The sequence below is a fragment of the Peribacillus sp. YIM B13482 genome (assembly GCF_042787975.1).
In the GTDB taxonomy this organism is placed as follows: domain Bacteria; phylum Bacillota; class Bacilli; order Bacillales; family DSM-1321; genus Peribacillus; species Peribacillus simplex_A.
The window spans coordinates 61,783-80,654 of sequence record NZ_JBHZPF010000012.1; the positions used below are offsets into that span (position 1 = coordinate 61,783).

General features: G+C 36.4%; 7 protein-coding genes. All 7 read left to right on the top strand.

The window, feature by feature from the left end; translation table 11 throughout:
- Window positions 1-5 precede the first annotated feature (5 nt).
- The 7 genes from ACFX4L_RS08655 to ACFX4L_RS08685 all read left to right on the top strand — a co-directional run bounded on the left by ACFX4L_RS08655 (window position 6) and on the right by ACFX4L_RS08685 (window position 18,751).
- Window positions 6-4,724: an amino acid adenylation domain-containing protein gene (locus ACFX4L_RS08655; RefSeq protein WP_377404765.1), complete on the top strand. Its 4,719-nt coding sequence runs from the start codon at window positions 6-8 to the stop codon at window positions 4,722-4,724.
- A gap of 79 nt (window positions 4,725-4,803) precedes the next feature.
- Window positions 4,804-12,480 carry an amino acid adenylation domain-containing protein gene (locus ACFX4L_RS08660; RefSeq protein WP_377404768.1) on the top strand — a complete coding sequence of 2,559 codons (7,677 nt, stop codon included), beginning with the start codon at window positions 4,804-4,806 and terminating at the stop codon, window positions 12,478-12,480.
- The gene (locus ACFX4L_RS08665) at window positions 12,477-15,383 is read left to right on the top strand and encodes a non-ribosomal peptide synthetase (RefSeq protein WP_377404771.1); all 2,907 of its coding nucleotides are present in this window, start codon (window positions 12,477-12,479) and stop codon (window positions 15,381-15,383) included. Before ACFX4L_RS08660 ends, ACFX4L_RS08665 begins: the two co-directional genes overlap by 4 nt.
- 24 nt (window positions 15,384-15,407) lie before the next feature.
- Window positions 15,408-16,139 (top strand): thioesterase II family protein, encoded by a 732-nt coding sequence (locus ACFX4L_RS08670; RefSeq protein WP_377383563.1) that lies wholly within the window; start codon window positions 15,408-15,410, stop codon window positions 16,137-16,139.
- 485 nt (window positions 16,140-16,624) lie between these two features.
- A complete protein-coding gene (locus tag ACFX4L_RS08675) occupies window positions 16,625-17,083 on the top strand; it encodes a carboxylesterase family protein (RefSeq protein WP_377404775.1) in 459 nt (152 codons plus the stop codon).
- Entirely contained in the window at window positions 17,058-17,366 is a 309-nt protein-coding gene (locus ACFX4L_RS08680) for a hypothetical protein (protein ID WP_377404778.1), read from the top strand. The genes ACFX4L_RS08675 and ACFX4L_RS08680 overlap by 26 nt, the downstream gene beginning before the upstream one ends.
- Before the next feature lie 320 nt (window positions 17,367-17,686).
- Window positions 17,687-18,751 carry a C45 family autoproteolytic acyltransferase/hydrolase gene (locus tag ACFX4L_RS08685; protein ID WP_377383555.1) on the top strand — a complete coding sequence of 355 codons (1,065 nt, stop codon included), beginning with the start codon at window positions 17,687-17,689 and terminating at the stop codon, window positions 18,749-18,751.
- Window positions 18,752-18,872 lie beyond the last annotated feature (121 nt).

Below are 18,872 nucleotides of genomic sequence, written 5' to 3' on the forward strand. Positions count from 1 at the left end.
GTTCTATGAACAGGATCATAAGTGAAACGGAAGATAGGCTATTAAACATGATTTCAATTATCATCGAACCTCTTAAAATATCACTATTAGAGGACATGAATGCATCACTAAGTACAAATGAAAAAAAGGATGAGTTTTTGTCTTCGATAAAACGGGAGTTCGGTATTCAATTAACATCTGAAATCATTACAAGTCAATGGAACATAGAAAAGTTGGCAAGTTTCCTGGACATGCTTCTCAGCATGAGAGAAGACGAGGTCAATAAGCCTTATAAACGTGGAAAAAGGGAAGGGATGCTTTCTCATAATCAAGATCGAATGTATCTGTTTGACAGTCTCGATGAAAGGAAAATGCTCTATAATATGCCATTTAAATTCATTTTAAATGGCGTAGTGGACATTGGTGACTTACAACAGGCATTAGATATCATGATTGAACGCCATGAAACTTTACGAACCAATTTTAAGGGTGAAGAACATCAAGTACTTCAATTCTTGTCAAAAAACAGCAGTAACTTAATAGCCTATGAAGACTGTCGGGAAGTAGGCCCCGAAGTCAGTAATATAATGGTCACCTCTCATCTTACTGAAGAAATGGAAAGATGTTTTGATCTGGAAAATGATCGGTTATTTAATATGAAGCTATTTCGAATTGAGGAAAAAACGTATTATTTAGTATGCAATTTTCACCATATCATTTTTGATGGAGTATCGTTTGTAACCTTTTTCGAGGAGTTAATGGAGATTTATGAAAGGATTCAAACGGGCAAGGTTGGTGATATTCCTCCTGTGGACATGCAATATTTAGATTATGCTGTCTGGCATAAGGAGTGGGTCAGGGAAAGTACGCCAAGCCAGAGGAGGTTTTGGGAAAGTTATTTAGATCGGGAGGAAGAAGCATTAGAACTTCCATTTGACTTTCAGCGTCCAAAATCACCTTCTTATTCTGGTGACAGACTGGAAATGCCTATAACGGATGAACTTCGTTTATTGATAGACAGGATTTTAAAGGAGAATGGCACAACTTTATATACTTTTATGATGACCGCCTATCAAGTGTTTTTAAGTCAGTATACCGGGAAGAATCGAATCATTGTTGGGAGTACCGTCGCAAACCGCGGTCAAGAAGAATTTTCCCGGACAGTTGGGTGCTTTGTCAATACGCTGCCACTGAAGTTAACGGTGGATGTTACGGAATCATTTCATGAAATCTTGACCCGAAATCGCAAAGTGATTTTGGATGTATTGGAACATCAGGCTTTTCCATTTGAAAAAATTGTTGAAATCATTAATCCAGACAGGCATCTAAGCCAATCCCCATTGTTCCAAACAGCTTTGGCTATGGAAGAAAGCTTCGAAGGGAATTTTAGCAATTCATTCTTCACGCTTGAACAAGACCAATTCGAAATACCTTTTTCAAACTATGATCTAACTATAAAAGTAAAGGGTTCTCTTGACCTAATACTTGAATTCGAGTATTCCGATGAGCTTTTCAAACGGGAAACAATCGAAAGACTCATGATGAGTTTCGAAAAATGGTTATTCCAAATTTGTAACAATACAAATATGCCCATTTGTCATTTGGATTATTTAGACGAAAATCAAATGAATAAATTGTTATTTGAGTGGCAAGGTGAGGTTTCGGATTTACATCAAAATGAGACGATCACCTCCATTTTGGAAAGAATCGTTAAGAAGCATCCAAACAAATTAGCCGTTGCTGATAATGGTAAGACCATTACCTATTCAGAATTAGATCAAAAGTCAAATGTGATTGCGAAATTGCTTAGAAACTATATGGAAAATGGCTCTAATAAAGTGGGCCTGCATGTTAGCAGATCTATTGAGATGGTAATCGGCATGTTGGGAATCATTAAAGCTGGATGTGCATACGTTCCGCTTGATCCCATGCTACCAGCTGAACGGTTGGAATATATCATCAATGATTCAAAAATGGACATATGCATTACGAATCAAGTTGTGGTACCTGCGATTAAAAAGATAGCTAATGTAATAGATCTTGAATCTGTCCATTACATGGATTCCGAATGCTGTACCGAAATGATTACACCATCAGATCTAGCTTACATAATTTATACTTCCGGCACGACAGGAAAACCTAAAGGCGTCATGTTATCCCATAGAGGAGTAGTGAATTTAGTAATAAGTCAAAACAAGTACTTACAGCTTGATATGACCTCAAAGGTATTACAATTTGCTACCTTTAATTTTGACGCTTCTATATATGAGATTTTTGGAAGCCTATTAAATGGTGCAGAGCTGCATATCGGGAATAATAAAGAGGAAATGTTTGATTTATTCGCATTGGAAAATCAAATCAAAAGTGAAAAGTTAACGCATCTAGTATTGCCGCCAGCGGTATTACAAGAGCTCAATATAGATGGATCTGATGTGAAATTCGTTGGTTCAGCCGGATCTGAATGTCCAATAGCTTTGCTGGAGCGCTATCAAAATATAAATTTTTATAATGCCTATGGTCCAACGGAATATTCAGTATGGACCACGATTGAAATGTTTAAAGCGTTTGAAAAAAATGAAACTACTAATAATAAAGTATCGATAGGCAAACCAATCCTGAATACTGACGTCTATTTATTAAGTCCTGAGCAAAGACTCGTACCAATAGGTGCTGCAGGGGAAATATATATTGGTGGTGAAGGATTAGCTGTTGGATATGTGAATAATGATGATTTAACAAAAGAAAAGTTCATTGAACATCCTTTTAAAGCTGGAAAGCGTTTGTATCGCAGCGGTGACCTTGCAAAATTCACGAACAATGGTGAGTTGATTTTTCTGGGGCGTAAGGATAATCAAGTGAAAATAAGAGGCTTCCGGGTGGAAGTTGAGGAGATTTCGGTCAATCTCAATGCGTATCCGCAAGTAAGTGACTCATTCATTATGGTTCAGGATCAGCCAAACTTAAATAAACAAATAATCGCTTATTTCACATCAAAACAACAGGTTGATAACGATCACTTAAAAGCATTTTTAAAAGAGAGATTACCAAGTTACATGATTCCTTCATTCTTTATGCAAGTGGACAATTTTCCGTTAAATGCAAATGGGAAAATTGATTCAGCAATTCTTCCGGTACCAGTCACTAGAAACAATACATCAGAAGAACCTAAGACGTTTAATGAGAAAGTGCTTCTTCAGATTTTTAAGAATGTCTTAGGGTTAGATGACATAAGTATCCGAGATAACTTTTTCGAACTTGGTGGCGATTCCATTCAGAGCATCCAAATATGTTCCCTAGCAAGGCAGGAAAGTATAATCATCAGTCCAAAATCAATTTTTGAAAATCAAACGGTAGCTGAGCTTGCAGCCGTTGCAAAAACTGAAAATAAAGTCATGATTCAACCAATAGCCACTAGAGGAAATGTGGAATTGACCCCCATTCAAGAATGGTTCTTTGCTGAACACACGACTTCCATCAATCATTGGAACCAGTCTATTGTGTTTAGTAAAAATTCCTGTGCCCTAATGGAGGATATTGAAAGTATTCTATCTCAAATCGTGGAACATCATGATGGATTGTTGACCTTATTTGAAAAGCATGACGAAAAATATATCGGGAATATAGACTCTGAACACAAAACATGGGAGTTAGTCTATAAGGATATTCATCATTTAGATGAGGAAACGCGAATAAAAACGAGAGATGAATGGGAAAGTACGGTTCAAGGTTCATTGGATATAAGTAATGGACCGATCATGAAAATGCTTGTTTTAAAAGAACAAATGAACAAGTATCGCTTCTTTTGGGTAATCCATCATTTATTAATCGATGCAGTTTCCTGGAGGATTTTACTTGAAGATTTCAATCATCTCCATGATCAAGCATTAAACAATCAAAAAGGGAAACTCGCCTATAAAACTTCATCATTTAAGGACTGGTCAAATTTCTTAAAGAAATACAATGAAACGTTGATGGACCCTGAAACACTCCGTTATTGGGAACAAAAAACAAAAAGTGAAATAACGGATTTCATGATAGGGGAAGACTTTATAGCTACGCAAGAAAGAACGGTGGAGAAATCATTCGGTGAAGAAGAAACTGAGTTTTTGATCCAGGAATTAACAGGGCAATCTAAAGCGACTGTAGAAGAAGTATTGTTGTCATTAATTGCGAAGAGTTTGAACCAATCTTTTGAAGTGAAGAAATTCTGGATAGAAGTAGAAGGGCATGGCAGGGAAATGGTGGACGAAACAATGGATGTTACTCGGACCGTTGGCTGGTTTACTGCGATGTATCCAATATTGCTGCATTCAGATAAGGCGTTTGATGATACTTTAAAAAACACGAAGAATGCTATAAGGGAAATTCCGAATAAAGGTTTTGATTATGGTGTGATCAAGTATTTTAGTCCTGGGGTCATTCAGGAGCCGGATATCCACGTTACTTTTAATTATTTAGGAAGGTTGGACTCTCAATTCGAATCATCCAATAGCCAGGACTTTGGTGAATTTGAACAAAAACCGAAACTCCATTTTTTGGCCATGATTCAGGACGGAAGACTAATCTTAAAAATAATTTCAAAATTAGCTGAAGAAAAAATGAGCTTATTAATAGAAGCCATTGGCAAAGTCGTGATGGAAATCAAGGGATCTGAATTTGATCAAGGTTCTTTAATAGAAAGTGATTTTCCAGATGCGATGCTTACTGAGGAAGATCTGTTTCAAATATTGAATTCTAATAAATAAGGTGAATACTCATTTAATAGAATGAAGAAGTCAGTAGATAGGATGGAACACAACGATAATGGAATCGGGAGGCGCTAAATTGGAGAAATCTATTCAGAATATCTACTCATTAACTCCGCTTCAAGAAGGAATCCTCTACGAACTGGAGATGAACAATACAGCAGAGAACCTTTACATTTCTCAAATGCGAATCAGGATAACGGGCGCTCTTGAGGTAAATGCATTATTCCAGGCGTGGAGTCAGGTTGTAGAACGTCATGAAGCATTAAGAATGAAGGTCATCTCTAAAAATATTGAAAATAATGTTCAGGTTGTATTCAATGCAATGGACTATCAACCAGAAATAATCGATATGACAGAGTTGAGTAAACATGATCAATTAAATGAAATTCAGAGAGTGACATCAAAATCCCAGGAGATGGATGTGAATAACTCCAATTTGATGAAACTCCAGTTAGTGAGAATTGAAGAAAATCAGTATATCTTGATTTGGACTCATCACCATATAATTTTGGATGGCTGGAGTACCAGCATAGTCATCGATGAACTCTTTGTAACTTACAGCCGAATTGTAGGAAAAGACTCCAAACGGCTTATTGAAAAGCCAAAGCAATATGGAGATTTTATCCGGTATATGAATAAAATCGATGCGGAAGATCTAAATCGTTTTTGGAAAGAGCTAGCAAAGGATATTGAGCAGCCGACAATCACATTCCCCGTGCTGAAATCTGTGAAGGAAAACCAGCAGGAAAATGATCTATTTTGGGAGCTGGATAAAAAACAGAGTGAGCTTTTAAGAGAATTTGCCGCTAAAAACCATGTAACGATTAATGTATTATTGCAGTTAATATGGTCCATCGTGCTAAAGGAAATGTCCAATCATAATCGAATAGTCTTTGGAATTGTAAGCTCTGGCAGGTCGAATAACTTATTCAAATCAGAAGAAATTGTTGGTCTGCTCATTAATACGATTCCAATGATAGCTGAAATAAACGATACTGACAGCGTTACTGATTTACTGAAACGGTTCCAGGAAACATTAAACAATATGCTGGAACACTCTCAAATTTCTTTAGTGGATATCAAAAGGCATACGAAATTAAAGAAGGAAGATCCCATTTTCGAAACGTTATTTGTTTATGAGAATTATCCGGAAGCTAAAAATGAAGGCAATAGTATCAACTGGGAAGTTGAAGGTGGAAAAGAATCACATAGCTTTCCGTTATCATTACAAGCCCAGGATAATAAAGAAACCATTAAATGCAAATTGTATTTTAATCGCTGCTTCATAGAGCGTTCACTAGTTAATGATATCCAAAAAGCCTTCATGCAGATTGCCCATCAAATTACAAAAGCACAGCAAATTGACGAAATATATGTCGATGTTGATTTTTCAAAACTAAAGAATAATGTAGGTAATGGCTTTCATGCAACAAGTGACCATTCGATCACTTCGGCATCGGTTAATCAAGAACTTAAAGAAATATGGCAAGAGTTTTTCTTGAATACTGAGATTAATGGTGATTTCTTTCAATTGGGCGGGCATTCGATAACAGCTATGAAATTGGTATCTAAGGTGAATAAAAGACTTGATGCGAATATAAAATTGACTGATTTGTTTGAAAATCCCACATTAAAATTGCTAAGTCATAAGATCTTTCCAGAAGTGATTACATCTCCTAAAGATGAAACGCAATTAGTTTCATCATTTGTAGAAAAGACATTTTTGGAAGTCTTATCAACAAGTCAAATCGAAAAAGATGCCGATTTTTTTGAAATGGGCGGACACTCGATATTAGCCATGAAGTTATTGACAAAGTTAAATAAAGAATACAACCAAATTCTAACTTTGAAAAATATTTTTCAAAATTCAACGATCGATTCGTTGACGGCCTTCATCATGACTCGAATTTCAAATACTGACAGTGAGCACAAAGAAATCCAAACAGAAAATCATGTTTTATCCAGTAACCAAGAGGCTTTGTGGTTCAACGAAAAACTCAATGGTAAAACAACCAATTATAACATTCCTCAGAAATATAAAATTACTGGCAAAGTGGATACTTCACTCCTGGAAAAATCCGTCAACCATGTCATTGATAGACATGAAATCTTAAGGACCATCGTGCATGAAAAGGGCGGTAAAGGCTATCAAGAAGTTAAGGAAGATTTGTACATTAAAATAAATGAAATGGACCTCTCTGAATTAAAGGCAGAACAGCAAACGACCCGTATGCTACAAATTGAAGACGACGTCCAATCGGAAATCTTTGAACTTGAAAAAGGTCCTCTCTTGACATTGAAACTTGTTAAATTGAGTGAAAATGAGTCTGTTTTATTTGTGAATCTTCACCATTTTGTTTTTGATGGATGGTCAGTGAGTATATTTTTAGATGAATGGTTATCATTTTATGACAGTGAAGTGAATGAAAAGGAACCTAACCTTGGAAACGACTTTACACAATATAAGGATTTTGCCATTGAGCAAAAAAGCTGGTTGGAAAGTAACATTAAAGAAGAAACGCTATTTTGGGAAACAAACTTATCTGGGGAATTACCTAAATTGGAGCTTCCTTTAGATACTATGCGTACAAATGAAAATCGCAACGATGGCAGTAGTTTTATAGTGGAACTAACAAGGGAAGAGCTCCAAGGTTTAAAGCGGATGTCCCTTGAAAAAAACTCGACATTATTCATGACACTTCTAACGATGTACCAGTCTTTTCTAGCAAAATATACAGGTCAAAACGATATCATTGTCGGAAGTCCTTTGGCGAATCGAATGATTGAAGGAACAGAGAAATCGATAGGTTATTTTGTCAATACACTGCCATTTAGATTAAAGCTGGGACTCGAGGAAACATTTGAAGAGATTCTTCAAAGAAATACAAGTCATATCATTGAAATCTATGATCATCAGCAAATGACATTGGAGAAAATTGTTGAAATCATTAACCCTGAAAGAAATTTAGTAACCACTTCTTTATTTCAAACCGTCTTCATTTTACAAAATAATGCTAAAGCTGCATTTGAAAGTGAATACATAAAGATAACGCCTGAAGTAATAAAATCAAAGGTAGCAAAATTCGATTTGAGTTTAGCTGTGGAAGAATATGAAGATAAACTTTTATTCGCTTTTGAGTATAATTCAGGTATTTTCAATGAACAAACCATTCGATTATTAGGTGAAAATTTCTTGGAGTGGATTCGGACAATTACATACGAGCCTGAACGATACATTGACCAAGTATCTGTAGTGAGTAAGAAGCAGGAGAAAGTATTATTGGAAGAATGGCAGGGAGAAACCGTTCAGTTTGAGGGGATCGATGATACAATCCCAGAAGCATTCTATAAAATTGTTGAGCGATTTCCTGATAAGATAGCCATTGTTGATGGTCCCAGAACCATTACATATCGCGAATTGAATCATAAGAGCAATCGTCTTTCACGCCATTTAATAAGCAGGGGAATTTCTACAGAAGAAAGAATCGGAATTTATGTGAATCGATCAATTGATATGGTTACCGGGATGTTGGCAGTAATTAAAGCTGGAGCTGCGTATGTTCCATTGGATCCTCATTATCCTAATGAGCGATTAAGCTATATGGTTCAAGATTCGTCCATTTCCTATTGTTTGAGTCACAAAGAATTCGGTGTGAATGAATTGATCGATTCAGCTAAAATAATATATTTTGAAGATATTGAAGAAGAATCAGATCTGTTAATGGACGCCAATCTTCACATTCCGGATCAGAGAAATCTAGCGTATGTCATTTATACTTCGGGAACGACAGGCAGACCAAAAGGAGTCATGTTAGAACATAGAGGAATCATTAACTTAGTGTATAACCAAAATAAAATGATGTGCTTAGACACATCAGCTAGAGTGTTGCAATTCGCTACATTTAATTTTGATTCATCCGTCATTGAGGTTTTCAGCTCACTTTTATTTGGTGCCGAACTGCATATAAGTGTGGATAAAGAAAATCAATTTGACATGAGTAAACTTGTTGAACAAATTAAGGGAGAAGGAATTTCCCATATCATTTTACCGCCTGCCGTGTTGAAGGAACTGCCAATCACGGAATTGAACAGTATTAAAGTACTGGGATCTGCAGGTTCTGAATGTCCATTTGAGCTCGTTTCAAAGTTTAAACATATATCGTTTTTTAATGCCTATGGGCCTACAGAATATTCGGTGTGTACAAGTTTTAAACTATTTCCTCCGAATGAAGAGGTAGCGAATGAATTCGTTGTTTCAATTGGGAAGCCTCTGACTAACACAGTTGTACTTGTTTTGGATGAAAACCGGAAACTAGTTCCGGCAGGATCGGTTGGTGAACTATACGTTGGAGGAATTGGGTTAGCAAGGGGATATTTGAATAATGAGAGCCTGACAAATGAAAAGTTCATAGCCAATCCATTCAACCCTGCAGAAAAAGTATATAGAACCGGGGATTTAGTTAAGCATAACAAAGCTGGGGAATTAGTCTATATAGGCAGAGCGGACGATCAAGTGAAAATAAGAGGATACCGGGTTGAACTATCGGAGGTTAATGTTTCCTTACGAAAGATGGAAGAAATTAAGGATAGTTATGTAACGGTATTGGAAGATGAATTTGAGAATAAAAGGCTAATTGCTTATTATACGGTGAGTGATGTGGTTTCGATAGAATCAATCAGAAGACGATTGAAAGAAACACTGCCTGCATTCATGATTCCTGCTCATTTTATGCAACTGGATAAATTTCCTTTGACGCCGAATGGGAAAGTTGATCGGAAATCCCTGCCGAAATGGACGGAACAGATGGACGAGTGGAAGGGAAAAGTGCTGGATGTGCAAGAATTGTCCAAAACTGAAACAGCGCTTCTGACAATATGGAGAAACGTTTTAAATGATCCCACTATAGGCCCGGATGATAACTTCTTTGAATGTGGCGGTGATTCAATCATCAGTATTCAAATATGCTCTGCTGCAAAAGAAAAAGATTTATTTATAACTCCTAAAGATTTATTTGAATACCAAACGGTCCGCGAGTTGGGGAATATTGTGAATGAATTGGAGCAAAACCAAGTGGTTCAAGAAACAATATCAGGTTATGTCCCGTTAACGCCTATTCAATCATGGTTTTTTAATGAAAATCATGAGAATATCCATCATTGGAATCAGTCCGTAGTATTAATGAAGGATAATACATTATCAACTGAACAATTTAAAAAAATCATCATGAAATTAATTGATCAGCACGACGTATTAAGGACATTATTTGAAAAACATGGTGATTCATATATAGGGAATATTGGGAATGCTGATACAGCATGCGGTTTTTATGAGTTTAATGTTTCAAGTTTTAAAGATGAAAATAGTTTGAAGGAAATTAAGGAGCTAGAAGAAAACGCCCAACAAAGTTTAAACATACACAATGGCCCCATGATGAAGTTTCTTCTATTCAGGGATCAAAGGGAGGTAAGGATCTTTTGGGTGATTCATCACCTCATAGTTGATGGTGTTTCATGGAGGATACTTCTTGAACATTTCGAAAGATGTTATCAGCAGATGAAGAATGAACAAGAACTATCACTTCCTTTAAAAACGACTTCTTATAAACAATGGTCCGAGAAACTAAACGAATATCAGAACACTGACCTATCGGAAGAAGCCGTTCAATATTGGGAAAAGGAAATGAATACTCCCGTTTCTCCGCTAACGAAAAGCTTAGGAGAAACGTGTGATTTTGAAAACATGTACAAAATAGAAGTGGATGAGGATCAAACACAAAACCTCATTAAAAATACATTAAGAAAACATAAAACGACGATTGATGAAGTTTTATTATCAGTTATCGCCCAGGTGTTTTCCAATCGTATGGGAATCAATGAATTTTGGCTCGATTTAGAAGGACATGGTCGAGAGGATATTGAGGAAGGCGTTGATCTTTCAAGGACGGTAGGGTGGTTCACCTCCATCTATCCAGTAAGGATTGAAGGAAGGGCGTCTTTGGGATCTACACTGAGAAATACGAAGAACATAATAAGAAGTGTGCCGAACAAAGGGTTTGACTTTGGAATCCTAAAGTATATTTCCACTCGGGATTATCGTTATCCAGAAAGCCTTGTGAGTTACAACTATCTAGGTCAGTTTAATAATACAGGTGATATGGAGCAAACCAATAGCAGCAATATCGATTTGAAATACAAATTTCCATATAAACTCAATTTTGTCGCTAGCATCGTAAACAATAGACTCATGCTGAATATTATCGGGGATAGCAACAATGAAAGCTTCCAAATGATATGTAAAGAAGTTGAAGCACAATTAAACAAAGTTTTAAGCGGAAGTGCAGATTTGAATGACTCTATTATCGAAACGGATTTTGAATCAGAGGAAATAGTTGATGGAAGTACAATTAAGCATTTCATTAATAAGTTTAATAACATTGAAGAGATTTACCCAGTGACATCACTTCAAGAAGGGATGTTATTCCATAGCGAAGTAACTCAAAGTCCTGAATATATCTCGCAGCTATCCATCGACTTAATAGGCGATCTTGATCTGGATAAATTAGAAGAAGCCTGGAATGATACTTGCAGAAAATACGACGTCCTAAGATCGGTTTTCAGGCGCAATCAATTGGGGGACCGTTATCAAATCATACTCAATGATATTTATTATGTGTTTAATCATGTGAATCTAACGATGTTCAGTGTAGACGAGTCAGAATCCAAGATAGAAAATCTATTAGAACAAAGCAGGAGCAGACAAACGGATTTAGAGAATGGGCCGCTCATGAACATCACCTTAATTCAGCTATCGGATCATCGTTTTAAATTCATCTGGACACATCATCATGCTTTAATAGATGGCTGGAGCCTGCAAATCGTCATTAATCATTTTTTGGATAATTATCGAAATCCATCCAGTACGTTAAAAGACAGTGATGAACATAAGTATGCTTATAAACAAGTCATGAACCATGTAAGAAATATTAATAAACAGGAAGAAGCAGCTTTCTGGAACAAAGAGTTGAGCGATTTCGAACAAGTAAAAGCACTGGTGAGTAAGAAAACGGATAAGGAAGCTTTTACATCGGATAAAGTTATTGAATATAGCTTACCTGAAGAGCTTACTGAAGAATTGATAGAGTTATCCAAGCGGCATAGAAAAACAATTAATACCGTTGTTCAAGGAGTTTGGGGAATCGTTCTATCTTACCTTAGTGAAAGCAACTCAGTATGTTATGGGGTGACAAGCTCAGGAAGGAACCTCAGCATTCCGCATATCGAATCAGCTGTAGGCTTATTGATCAATACTCTTCCATTCTCTTTGAAAATCGATTGGGAGGATGATTTACAATCCTATTTCACCGCTATTCAAAACAAGCAATTACAAATGAGAGAGTATGAGTTCAGTTCACTTACGGATATAAAGCGATACGCTGAAATTCCATGGGATAGGGATTTATTTCAACATATATTTGTATTCGAAAATTATCCGAGCGCAGAACAGGCAGATGATTCGCCAATCATGATTGAAAGTTCAGTTGGAAGTGAATCAACTAATTTCGATCTTACGTTCTCTGCAGCTGTAGTGCAATCAAAGTTGCATTATAAAATCATTTATAAAAACAATAAATTCGATGAAAATGAAATTTTAAGTTTTATGGATTCCATGCAAGAAATATTCTTAAATCTAACAAAAGATGAAACACTATCTATTGGTAAATTAATAAATCACTTGAAAGTTGGGGCCCGATGATAAGTAAATCGATGACGACGAATAAATTGATGTCAATAACTGAAGCTTTTAAAAAAATGGCGGGCGATAATCAATCAAAAGCGGCACTTTATGAAAATGAACGGCAAATAACATATAAAGAATTAGATATTCTCTCAGATAATCTTGCCAAAAGGATCATTGATTTGGGAATTCAAGAAGAAACAATGATCGGGATTCCAAGCAAAAGGTCCATTGAACTGATCATAGGGATGCTTGCCATTATAAAGTCTGGCTGTTGCTATGTTCCAATAGATGAAAAGTACCCATTAAAAAGATTGGAATATATGCTTGAGGATACGGATATGGAGTTCTTCTTATCATTTAATGATCATGAAGGGAAGCTCAGTGAATTGGATATTGAACCAATTCCATTTGAGATTAAAGAACTGAGCAGGGAAGGGCACACTCCTGTGAACCGTTCTTCAGAGAATGGTCTAGCGTATGTTATTTATACATCTGGAACGACTGGAAAACCAAAAGGCGTAATGATAGAACAAAGAAGCGTAGTCAATTTAGTATTGAACTCTGAAATACTTGAAATAAACGAAAATAATAGAGTGGCTCAATTTTCCAACCCTTGCTTTGACGCCGCAACTTTTGAGATATGGGGAGCGTTATTAAATGGAGCAACATTATTCCTGATGACGAATGAGTTCACTTCTTTTGATGATTGGAAAGAAGCCATATCGATTGGAAAGGTGGATGTAGCTTTTTTTACGACAGGTCTTTTCAATGCAATGGTTGATGAGGATCCATTAATTTTTGAAGGATTAAAGAAAATTGTGGTTGGCGGAGATAAAATCTCGATTTCCCATGTCAAAAGATTGAAGCAGACAATCGGTCATTTTTCCTTAATTAATGGGTATGGACCAACTGAATGCACAACCTTTGCCATTTGTCATGAAGTTGAAGCTAAGGATGTAGATGTTATTCCTATTGGAAAGCCATTGACCAATGTCGAAATCAGGATTTTATCTGAAGAACAAGTTGAGGTAGGCGATGGTGAAATAGGTGAAATCCACATTGGCGGTCAAGGGGTCATGAGAGGCTATTTAAATCAGCCACAATTAACACAACAAGCTTTGATCATAGATGATTTGAATCAAACGAAGTGGTATAAAACAGGTGATCATGGCATCCGGTTAAATAATGGTGAGATCCTTTACAAAGGACGAAAAGACAGTCAAGTGAAAATTCGCGGCTTTAGAATAGAACTGAATGAAATTCAAGATAAGCTTGATAAGTACATGAAGGTTGAAAGTTCAGTAGTAGCAGTTAAAAACATCAATGATGAGAATTATGTTATCGCGTATTACAAACATAAGGATGAAAACGCGAAAAATGCTGAAAAGGATATTAAAGATTATCTGGGCAATGAATTGCCGAATTATATGATTCCACACTTTTTTGTCAGAGTGGATGATTTTCCGCTTAATGCCAACGGTAAAGTGGATAAAGCGAAATTATTGGAAATGGATATCATGCAAAATAAGACTTTTTTAGCCGATCAAGAATATGGAAAGAAAAAAGAAGTATTGGAGATTTGGAGAAATATATTAGGAAATCAAAGTTTAGGATTAGACGACAACTTCTTTGAAAATGGAGGCCATTCCATTTTAGCTACCAAACTGGTCTATATAATGAAGGAAACTGTACTTCCTGAAGCTACTTTACAGATTTTATTGGAAAATAATACAGTGAATAAATTTGTTGGTGCACTTGAAATTGATTCATCTGGCAGTATGGAAGCTGTGATGGAGAAGGACTCCACACTCGATCGATCGCTTATGGAGAAAATAAGGAAAATATGCACTAAACCAGTTAAATTTGAAAAGAATATGATGATTACTGGTGGAACAGGGTTTTTAGGAGCCCATCTATTAAACAAATTGTTACGGGAATTGGAACATGTCAAAATATATTGTTTGGTTAGATTTCCTTCAAGAAATAGATTGAAAGATACTTTAATGAAATATGGTCTTTGGCAGGATGAGTTCGAAAGTCGAATCGTTGTAATTGAAGGGGATTTTAGTAAACATCAATTCGGTTTGGATGATATTACATATGAGAAATTAAGCAATGATGTTTCCCATGTATATCATGTCGGTGCCGAAACGAACTTCTTCGAGCCGTATAGTAAATCAAAGGTTTCAAATGTGGATGGTGTAGTGGAGATCATTAAGTTTGCTTCATCATACACTCGGAAAAACATCTATTATGCGTCAACGCTTTCTGTCTTGACCGGCGAAAGGAAATGGGATGAGGAAGACGAATTGGTTTACTCCCCCGATTTAATGATCGGGTACAGCCAGTCCAAATGGGTAGCAGAGAAACTGCTTCTTCAAGCAAGGGAATATGGACTGACAATCGATATTTTTCGATTAGGCAGGATTTCATCTAATTCACTAAACGGGGTTTGGAATGAGAAGGATATGCTGTACAAGGTTTTTGAATCATTTATTGAACAAAGGATATTGCCATTTAAAGAGGAAATTCATTTTGAATTGATGCCAGTCGACTTTGTAAGTGAGTTTATGTATAAAATATCAAGATTGAATGAGAATCAGAAACTCGGAATCTATCACATGTTCAATGATCAGAGGGTTTCAAGTGAATTCGTGACCTCCTTCTTCGAAAAAAATAATATACCTTACTCCAATATGGATTTGCAAGAATGGTTACAATCTTTAAAGGAAAAGACACAATCTAATGAGATTCATTCATTAAGTGCTTTGTCCCAGTTAATTGATGAATCAACAAAATTAAAAGAGTCGGAAATCCTTCAATCCAAAACCAAGAAGGATATGGAATGGCTATCAATGAAAATGCCGGAAATTGATTCAAGGTATGTGGAAAGCTTTATGAAGTTCATGTTGAAATAATCTTTATTGAACTGGAGAAGGGGGATGAAAGGACTGAAGAAAACACTTTTTTGTTTCCCTTATGCTGGGGGAAGTGCATCTTTTTATAGAGAGTGGAAATTTGATGACGATGTGATAGAGGTAGTCCCGCTGGAATACCCTGGACATGGCAGTAAATATAGTGAACCATTGCGTGATCATATGGCTGATCTGACGGATAGCCTAATGGAAGAAATGGAAACGAAATATCAAATTCAATCATTGGAAAACATCTCTTTGTTTGGACATAGCATGGGTGCGATAGTAGCCTATGAAATTGCGGCAAAATTAGAAGAGAGATATGGCAATAAAGTAGAGCATTTATTCATTTCAAGTAAATCGTCCCCAGATTATAAAGTAGGTCAAATCGATTGTTCTAATTCAAATAATTTAAAACAATCACTGAAAAAAATCGGGGGAACGAACAAGGAGCTCTTAGAAACGGAAGATTTCATGACATTATTCCTGCCGATAATACAATCGGATTTAAATGTTTTAGCCAACTACCACGATGAAAATAAACGCAAAAAAAAGGTGGAAAATAAAGCAGTTTTGCTATTGGGCTCAGAGGATTCCGTGACGAAGGAAAGTATGGAAAGCTGGAATGAATACATTGAACATATTGAAGGATTGCATATATTAAAGGGAGATCATTTCTATTTAAAGCAAAACCAAGATATTGTATTAAAAATCATTCAAGAGTATTTACTAAGAAGTCGTTGTGAAATTCTGATTTAGGTATATGCAATTGTTTGTGAACTCGGATTAGGAATAATTAATGTAAAAAGAATATGACCCAAAAGTGTTCAGATCATGACTCTAGAATTATGGATTATATCCAGATTTTAAAGATGAAATGATTTCAGACACTTTTGGGTCCTTTTTTTCTATCTAAGCTATAATGCGACTTTGGTTTTTAAGCTGGTTATTAATGGGCTAGACACTATTTATTGAAATCATATATATTATCATGTAAGGCTCAAATTGGAGCAGCTAAAGTCTCTAAAGTTAATGGGGAACAATTATCATTGGTTGTTATTATTATTATTATCAGCCAGTATGTTTGGGGATATGATTAAACATTGACTCATAACGGTACGAAAAATTTACCTTTGATATAAAGAATATGAAGCAAAAAAATGCTCCAAATAGTTTTTTTGAAAGAATGGATCTCTATACAGATTTTCATGTTTAATTAGAAAGATAAAGAAGGGTTGACGCAATTGATAACAACGACCAAATTTTATAAGAAAAAACGATGGATGATTCCGATCTCTATCATGATCATTCCAATTATCCTTGTATTAATAATAGGGAAATTCACACCGGTACTTAATACCTTTATGATCAAGCAGCTTTTCGAAGCAGATTCTTTTGCATCTCCTAAAAACATGGAGATCATTAAAGAACAGGTTCATGTCGAAAAAGATTTAACTTATGATAAGCATGGAATGGATAATAGTATTTTAGATATTTATTATCCCAAAAATATGAATAAACCACTCCCCGTTATCATGTGGATACACGGAGGTGCTTTTGTATCAGGCAGTAAGGAACAAACAAAAAAATATGGAATGGCATTAGCCAATGAGGGATATTTCAGGGCAACAAACAGGACAACAAAATCAACAGCAAAATCAACAACAAAATCAATTAATGGAACAAATCCAGCAATTTGCTAGCCAAGCACAAAACCAACTGCAACAAACTGATCAACAATTACAACAGTCCATTCAACAAGCAATCCAATCTTTAAACCAATGTCTTCAATATGCACAAACAACTCAAGCGCTTAACCAGATCAATCAAGTAGTAGGTCAAGCACAACAGCAATTTAACCAATTGGGTCAACAGCAAGGTCAACAAGGTCAACAAGGTCAACAGCAAGGTCACCAACAAGGTCAACAACAAATGAGCAATCAGCAATATGGCCAAATGGGACAACAACAAAACCATTTACAATAATTTTACCTAATTCAATCTATTTCAGAATCCAGTACTATATTGGATTCTCTTTATTTATGTATTTAAATTTTTAACCGGGTATTCCTTGTTTATAAACCCGATTATCAATGCAATAAATACAACATAAATCCAATGGAGTGCCGGTAATTTCATTCATCCCCATGATCCGTCTACCCTTATAAATATGTCTAGTTACAGATTATGAGGGAGGTATGGGGTGGTGAGTTGATTGATAAATTTAAGGCTTATCTTCTTTATTTTCAACAATACTTCAAGTATCCTTAATTTGAATAGCGACTATAGTAAATGAGGGATAAGCCGTGAAGCAAATATATAGTGATGTCATACAATTTCGGGGTACACATTATGAGTTTGGGTACATGCAAGGGAAGGAATTAAAAGATTCACTTACGGTGAAAAATCGTGAAGATCAGTGGAAGATTAGGCAGCCGCGATTTACGGTTGAGGAAGAAGAGGTCAAGAACGCAATTACACAATTCGCCCCTGGAGTTTGGGAAGAATTACTGGGGTTGCAAGAAGCGTTGAAATGGCCAATTGACCGCGTGCTGCAAGAGTTCGGTGGATATCGATTGGATTATGTTCGGTCGGGCTGCTCCATCATGACTGGCGATGATTATCTGATTCGCAATTATGATTACCACCCAAAGACATATGAAGGACGCTATGTTTTATTCCAGCCAACCGATCAAGGGTATTCAAGCATAGGCCCGAGTCAGCGAGGGACTGGCCGGATGGATGGGATGAATGAAAAAGGTTTGGTGATAGGCTATAATTTCATGAACCGCAAGAACCCTGGTGATGGTTTCATTTGCTGCATGATTGGCAGACTGATTGTTGAATCGTGTGCGAACGTACAGGAAGCGGTCGCGATGTTGAAGGAAATCCCGCATCGTCATTCCTTCACTTACGTCGTCTATGATAAAAGCGGAAGTACCTATATCGTGGAAACCTCTCCGAGAAATGTAGAGGTGCGCACGTCAAATGCCTGTACCAATCACTTTGAAATCATGAAAAATGAGAACCGTAACCATCTTATCGATTCGAAACGCCGATTGGAGATCATCCAAGATCATGAAGGGAGACTTTCATCTGCCTACGATGCTTACAGGTTGTTTAATGATACCGATCGAGGTGTCTTCTCGGATTTATATAGCAGCTGGGCAGGAACGATTCATACATCCGCTTATTTACCTAAGGAGATGAAAGCTTGGATTGCCTTGGGAGGGAACCAGGAGCCGACTTCAATAGATTTTGCGAAATGGCTCGATGGGGAAGATGTTGATTTAGAACGAATCAAAGGTGTAATTGATACGGATATCCCCTTCGTGCATATGGATGAGGGAGCGAATTGGTTTCGGAATTGAACGTTCTTGAACCCTTTAAGTAAATTTCAATTACGTTGAATAAGTAAGATATTTAAAGGGCCCAATCCTTGGATTGGGCTTTTGCTGTTCTATTTTTAGGCAAACGGATCCTGGAACTTTT